Source organism: Streptomyces sp. MB09-02B, assembly GCF_033794485.1.
Classification (GTDB): Bacteria; Actinomycetota; Actinomycetes; order Streptomycetales; family Streptomycetaceae; genus Streptomyces.
The window spans coordinates 1-6095 of record NZ_JARGEE010000488.1 but is presented as its reverse complement, the minus strand read 5'-3'; the positions used below and the strand labels follow the sequence as shown (position 1 = coordinate 6095).

6 protein-coding genes and 1 pseudogene are annotated in these 6095 nt (G+C 70.5%); 3 read left to right on the top strand and 4 right to left on the bottom strand.

Annotated features, from left to right (window positions below; all coding sequences use genetic code 11):
- From P1P70_RS38635 to fxsA, 3 genes and pseudogenes are all read right to left on the bottom strand, one after another.
- Positions 1–998 (bottom strand): annotated as a pseudogene (locus tag P1P70_RS38635) (HEXXH motif domain-containing protein); the annotation flags it as partial.
- The gene (locus P1P70_RS38630; RefSeq protein ID WP_319246113.1) at positions 995–2197 is read right to left on the bottom strand and encodes an FxsB family cyclophane-forming radical SAM/SPASM peptide maturase; all 1203 of its coding nucleotides are present in this window, start codon (positions 2195–2197) and stop codon (positions 995–997) included. The pseudogene P1P70_RS38635 and the gene P1P70_RS38630, both read right to left, overlap by 4 nt.
- Before the next feature lie 214 nt (positions 2198–2411).
- A complete protein-coding gene (gene fxsA, locus P1P70_RS38625) occupies positions 2412–2588 on the bottom strand; it encodes an FxSxx-COOH cyclophane-containing RiPP peptide (protein ID WP_319246111.1) in 177 nt (58 codons plus the stop codon).
- Positions 2589–2790: 202 nt separating this feature from the next.
- Between fxsA and P1P70_RS38620 the strand changes: the two genes are divergently transcribed.
- Positions 2791–2973, top strand: coding sequence for a DUF6104 family protein (locus tag P1P70_RS38620; protein ID WP_003961784.1), 183 nt, complete (start codon positions 2791–2793; stop codon positions 2971–2973).
- 117 nt (positions 2974–3090) lie between these two features.
- Here P1P70_RS38620 and P1P70_RS38615 read toward each other — a convergent pair whose 3' ends face one another.
- Positions 3091–3942 carry a hypothetical protein gene (locus tag P1P70_RS38615; RefSeq protein WP_319246110.1) on the bottom strand — a complete coding sequence of 284 codons (852 nt, stop codon included), beginning with the start codon at positions 3940–3942 and terminating at the stop codon, positions 3091–3093.
- A gap of 160 nt (positions 3943–4102) precedes the next feature.
- On the opposite strand from P1P70_RS38615, the gene P1P70_RS38610 reads away from it, so the two are divergent.
- Together P1P70_RS38610 and P1P70_RS38605 are read left to right on the top strand one after the other, a co-directional pair.
- A complete protein-coding gene (locus tag P1P70_RS38610) occupies positions 4103–5017 on the top strand; it encodes a DUF4097 family beta strand repeat-containing protein (protein WP_319246108.1) in 915 nt (304 codons plus the stop codon).
- A gap of 1 nt (position 5018) precedes the next feature.
- On the top strand, positions 5019–6068 hold the full coding sequence (locus P1P70_RS38605; protein ID WP_319246106.1) for a PadR family transcriptional regulator: 1050 nt from the start codon (positions 5019–5021) through the stop codon (positions 6066–6068).
- Positions 6069–6095: the final 27 nt, after the last annotated feature.

The following is a 6095-nucleotide window of genomic DNA, read 5'->3' as shown; positions in this document are numbered from 1 at the left end:
CTCCCGGCCCCGCGACCGCCCCCCGGCTCCGCCAACGGCACCAGGCAGCGCAGGAGGGCGGCCGCTTCCTCCACTCTCCGTTCGCCACCGAGCCCGAGCACGGGCAGAACACCTGACCAGGAGCGGAGCCAGCGAGTCCTGGCAGCCTCGTCGAGGCTCACCGGATGGCTGAGGTCCCTGTGATGCGGCCCCTCGCTGACTTCTCGGTAGGGGTCCAGGTCATCGAGCGGTACCGGGATGCAATCGGGCAGCAGTGGCGGCAGGACGTTGAGCGGCGTCCACGCGGCGGCAGTCGACAGCGCATCCCCGCTCATCCCGTGCTCCAGGTGCACCACGGTGTCGATCTCGCCCGGCTGACGCAGAGTCATACGATATCCGTCGTAGGTGACCTCCACCGTGGCATCGTTCGACGCGGCCGTACGCAGAGCGCCCAGGGAAGGCAGGCAGAGCACCCCGTCTCTCGCGACGAGGCGATCGGAGAAGGACAACCCCGCTCGGACTGCGGCCGCCGCCACCACCGCACTGAGATAGGTCAGGTCACGACGCACCGTCCGCCCGCGTTCCTCCTCGGTGCGCACTCCACCACTGCCCCGCAGCGCCCGCAGGCAACTGCGCACCCAGGGCCCCAGCAGCGGATACAGGAGCCGCTCGCGGGCGGGCGAAGTGCCGTCACGCTTCGCTGCAGAGTGCCGGCGTTCGCCGACAGGAGTCCCGGCCGGTGCCCGTTCCGCCTGTGAACCCGGTGTCGACTCGCGTCCATCCACTTCTCCGGCCGTCACATCCGCCACGTCCAGCAACGCCCAGTCGTGTCTCAGCCGCGCGCGGAGCGGCTCTGGGCAGATCCGCTCGTCGGCGTCCTCGACGGCGTCGAGGACCGCGCGGAGCAACAGCAGTCGTCGGGTGTGCTGATCCCGCACGAGGAGGGCCAGCGTCTCGGGCTCTCCCGCGGTTCGCCCCAGCTCACGCAGGGCCTTTTCGGGCAGGGCCGACGAAATCACCGGTACTCTCCCTCGGATACGGCAGTGTCGGCGGCGCCGCCCGGCGACGTGGCCCACTCCTGAAGCCTCCGGGCGACATGACGAATGAAGCGCTGCAGATCGGCGCAGTACACCGACGGGTTGGTGAAGCCGTCCCCGGCGCGGTACCGATGGGCGTAGTGCCCACCACCGCAGACGGCCAGCAGCGGACAGGCGCGGCATTCCCCCGCCAGGGCGGCGATGCCCGCCTGCCGTGCGGCCACTCCGGGATGGCGCAACGCCTCGTCGAAGCTGTTGCCGAAGACATCGAGTCCCGTGCGCGCGGCGCCGTCGTATGCGGACTTCAAGGAATCAACCTGCTCGATCGCACCGTCCGTCTCCACGACAACTGCGTCGAACGGGGCCAGCCCCAGCGACTCCGTGTGCGCAGGCAGCCCCAGCAGGAGCGCCATGCACTCCTCGAAGAGCCGCACTTTGGTCCGCCCGCGTCCACCGTCTGCCCAGTGATCGAACACGGCGCACAACCAGTCACCGTAAGGAGTTGCCGGGGCCGTGCCCGCGTCCGGTGTGAGGTGGGGCGGAGGAGCCGACCAATTGCCGTGCGGCAGGAGGAGGTCGACGGCCGGGGGACGAAGCGCGACGAGCGAGTCGAACACCTCGACGGGATCCGTACCCGGGTCGACGACCGAAAGGATCCCGGCGTACGACTCCGGGAAGCTGTCCGCGAGCAGGCGGGCGGCACGGACAGCCGCCGGCCATGACGGTCGACCAGCATGATCCACACGTTGCGCGTTGTGGGTCGGGAGACCTCCGTCCAGGCTGATGCCGACACGGACACGGTGGTGGGCGAGCCGCTGCAGCCGTGACACCGTCAGAAGGGTGCCGTTGGTCTGCACGACGGTGTGAACGGCGCACGAATCGGGGACTTCGGCCCGCACCCGCTCGGCGAAGTCGACCAGGGTTCGCGTTCCGGCGAGCATCGGTTCACCACCGTGCAGGACCAACGACAGCGCACCCAGCCGGTGCGCCGTCGCGTGTTCGGCGATGCGGTCCGCCGTCCGTTCGAGCACCGGCGGACCGGCAGGTCCGGGACGCTCGCGCCAGGTGCTGTCCGGCCCTTGGTACAAGAAGCAGTATCGGCAGGAGAGGTTACATCGGCCATGTACCTTGACGATGAACTGCCGGAACGGAACGGGTCTGCGGTGGGCTGCGGCAGGCACCGCCCCGACGGACGCGCCGGTTCCTCCACGCTGTCGCATGCATCCCCCGCGGCGTCCGGCACGCCGCACCCAGCGACGTACGCCATGGACCTGACCGTCGGGTGTGCCATTCCCGAGCACGCCCTCGCCACAAACACAGAGTGGGAGAACATGTCCGGTTCGACAGTACGTGTCGACCGGAAGTCCTTCACGGCCCGACTTCTCGGGGCACCCCTCAGAACGCGTTGTTGAAGCCCCACAGCATCTCGGTCGGCTGTTCCGCTCGCTCCCGGAGCTCGGCAAGCACCTCGGCCAGCACAGGATGTTGGATGGTCCGCAATTCAGCGAGCCGTAGTTCGAGAAGATCCGGAAGTGGCTCCTCGTTCAAAGCGGCGTCGTCATGTGCACCCATGCGTGACTCCCTCCCCCTTGCAGTCCATGCTCGGTGGGCCTCGATGTCGCGCCTGAGCGCACCGCAGTCCCGTAGGACATACCCCGTGGACGGCACGACCGAGCACAGGAGGGCCCCGCCGTCCGCTGAGGGGTGGATCAGGGCACTCCCTGGCCTTCTATGCTTTTCAGAGCCCTTCCCCGAGATCGACGGAGCATTTCCCATGTACTTCACGGACCGTGGCATCGAGGAACTGGAGAAGCGGCGCGGCGAGGAGGAGGTCACGTTCGAGTGGCTCGCCGAGCAGCTGCGGACCTTCGTGGATCTGAATCCGGACTTCGAGGTACCGGTGGAGCGGCTGGCCACGTGGCTGGCACGGCTGGACGACGAGGACGAGGACGAGTAGTCGTTCCTCCGGCGGACACGACCGGGGCTCAGTCGCGTCGCCCGGCTCAGTCGCGCGGCGGGTTCAATCTCACGGCCTGCTTCAATCTCACGGCCGGGTTCAATCTCACGGCCGGGATCAGTCCCGCGGATGGGCCAGGTCATAGAGCAGACCGAGGGTGCCGTGGGCGATCAGGAGGCCGCCGGCGACGAGCCAGCCGGGGCTGCGGCGGTGCAGGCCCCAAGCGGTGAGCGGGAGGCCCGCCAGCAGTTGGGCGGTGGCCAGGGCGCGCGCCCTCGGGGTGCCGGCCCAGGGCAGCCACGGGCCCAGGCGGCCGCGTTCGAGGGCGTCGAGTTCCGTGCGGACGGCCCCGCGCCAGCCGGTCCACTCGATGCGCTGGACGCCGGGCTGGACCCGGGCGACCTCACGGAGCCGGTCGGCGGGTTCGCCCGGGGTGAGGCCCGCCGGGAGTGACACCCCCGCACGGGCGAGGACGGCGAGCAGGCCCAGCAGGCGGGCGCGGGCGTCGGCGGCCGGGTCGGGCTTGGTGAGGTGGTCCAGGGACTCCGCGTCCAGGACCGGGTCCAGCCCCAGGCGGGCGGCGAAGGTGCGCATCGCCTCGTCCTCACCGGCCGGGGTGCCGTCCGCGAGCCATACGTAGCCGACGGTGCGGCGGAATCCGGCGGCGAGGGTGTACCCGCCACGGTCCGCGTCCCACCACAGCGCGAGTACGGGCCACGGGACGCCCACGGCGAGGGCGGTCGCCCAGCCGGTGAGGACCCGGTCGACCAGCTCCCCGCCGTGCGACCAGGGCTTTCCCTCCGGCACGAGCGCCGTCCACTGCGGACCGGCGGGGACGAGCAGCATGCGTTCGCGCAGCAGCTGGGCGACGGGGGCGACGGAGTCGGGATCCGCCCGGCAGAGCAGGAGCGCGCCGGGGGCGGGGGCGGGCCGGGGGTCACGGGATCCCTGGGAGCGTTCCGTCGACATGCCTCCACGCTAGGCCGTTATGCCCAGGTATATCCCTGCGGGATCACCAGAACGGGTGTCTTGACTTTCCATCACCGCGATATATCGTGAATTACGTGAGACGCGATAGTGCGCGTCTTTGGTGTTCTGTCGTGTCGGGTCTGCCGAGGAGGTCAGCACCATGTCCGAGTGGTCCGTCGCCGAGCCGCGAAAGCTCACGTTCGACGAGCCGGTGACGGCACTGCGCGTGCGCGTCGTCAACGGAACGGTGAACGTCATGGGCACCGACGAGGGTTCCGCCCGTCTCGAGGTGTCCGACGTCGAGGGCCCACCGCTGACGGTCACACAGAAGGACGGCACCTTGACCGTGGCCTACGACGACCTGCCCTGGAAGGGCTTCTTGAAGTGGCTCGACCCCAAGGCCCGGCGCCGCAACGCCCTGGTGTCGCTCGCCGTTCCGACGGGCACCCGGGTCGAGGTCGGCGTGGTGGGTGCCACGGCCGTCGTGTCCGGGCTGGGCGGGCGTACGGAGGTGAAGGGCGTCTCGGGTGACACCACACTGGTCGGCCTGTCGGGGCCGGTGCGCGCCACGACCGTCTCGGGGAGCGTGGAGGCGCAGGCTCTCACCGGTGAGCTACGGCTCAGTTCCGTCTCCGGCGACCTGACCGTCATAGAGGGCTCCTGCCCCACCGTGAAGGCCGACTCGGTGAGCGGCGCCATCATCCTCGACCTCGACCCCACGAGCGGCCCCACCGACATCGGCCTCACCAGCGTCTCCGGTGAGATCGCCATCCGCCTCCCCCACCCCGCCGACGCCGAGGTGGAGGCCAACACGGCCAGCGGGACCATCTCCAACGCCTTCGACGACCTCCGCGTCAGCGGCCCCTGGGGCGCCCACAAGGTCACCGGCCGCCTCGGCCCGGGCAACGGCCGCCTCAAGGCCACGACGTTCTCGGGCTCCATCGCCCTTCTTCGCAGGCCACCGGCGGAGGAGGACGAGCCGTGGGACACCCCCGACTCCCCCCATCCGGACGGTACGACCGCTGAGGCGACCGACGGCACGACCTCTCGCCCGACCGACAAGAAGGTGCTCTGACATGCCTCCCGTCTTCGCCCACGGCCGTCTGCGGCTGTATCTGCTGAAGCTGCTGGACGAGGCGCCGCGCCACGGCTACGAGGTGATCCGCCTGCTGGAGGAACGCTTCCAGGGCCTGTACGCGCCCTCGGCCGGCACCGTCTACCCCCGTCTGGCCAAGCTGGAGGCCGAGGGCCTGGTCACCCACACCACCGAGGGCGGCCGCAAGGTGTACGCGATCACCGACGCGGGCCGCGCCGAACTGGCCGACCGCAGCGGTGAGCTGGCCGACCTGGAGCTGGAGATCCGCGAGTCGGTCGCGGAGCTGGCCGCCGAGATCAGGGCCGATGTCCGGGGCGCGGCGGGCGACCTGCGCCGCGAGATGCGGGCGGCGGCCTCCGAGGCCCGCAAGGAGAGCGGGGGTGGCGCTTCACCCGGGGAGGCCGGGGAGTACGCCGACAGCGAGTCCTGGCGGGCGGCGAAGGAGGAGATGCGGCGCGTCAAGCAGGAGTGGAAGGAGCAGGCCCGCCGCGCGAAGGACGAGAGCCGACGGGCACGGGACGAGGCCCAGCGCGCCCGCCGCCAGGCCAAGGAGGCTCAGGAGCACGCCCGTACCCAGGCCCAGGAGGAATTGCAGCGCATCGCCAAGCGGGTCCAGGACCACGTCCAGGACCACTTCACGCGGGGTGACTGGCCGACGGGGGTGCGCGAGGGCCTGACCGAACTGGCCAAGGAGTTCGGCGAGTTCGGAAAGGACTTCGGGAAGGAGTTCGGCAAGGACTTCGGCTTCGGACGGACGGGGACCACCGCCGCCGGCGCCGATGGCGGGGAACCCGAGTACTCGACCACTCCCGAGGACTTCCCCGCCGACTACGAGCCCGCATGGGTGCACGAGACGCCCACCGGAGATCCGTCCCGCGACCTCGACCGCCTCCTGGACCGCTTCCGGGACGACATCCGCGACGCGGCCCGCGACCACGGAGTGACAGAGGACCAACTCCGCGATGCCCGCCGCCACCTGTCGACAGCGGCGGCACGCATCGGAGTGATACTGCGAGCGCCCAGGGGGTGATCGGAGCCTCGCCGCCCACCCCACCCA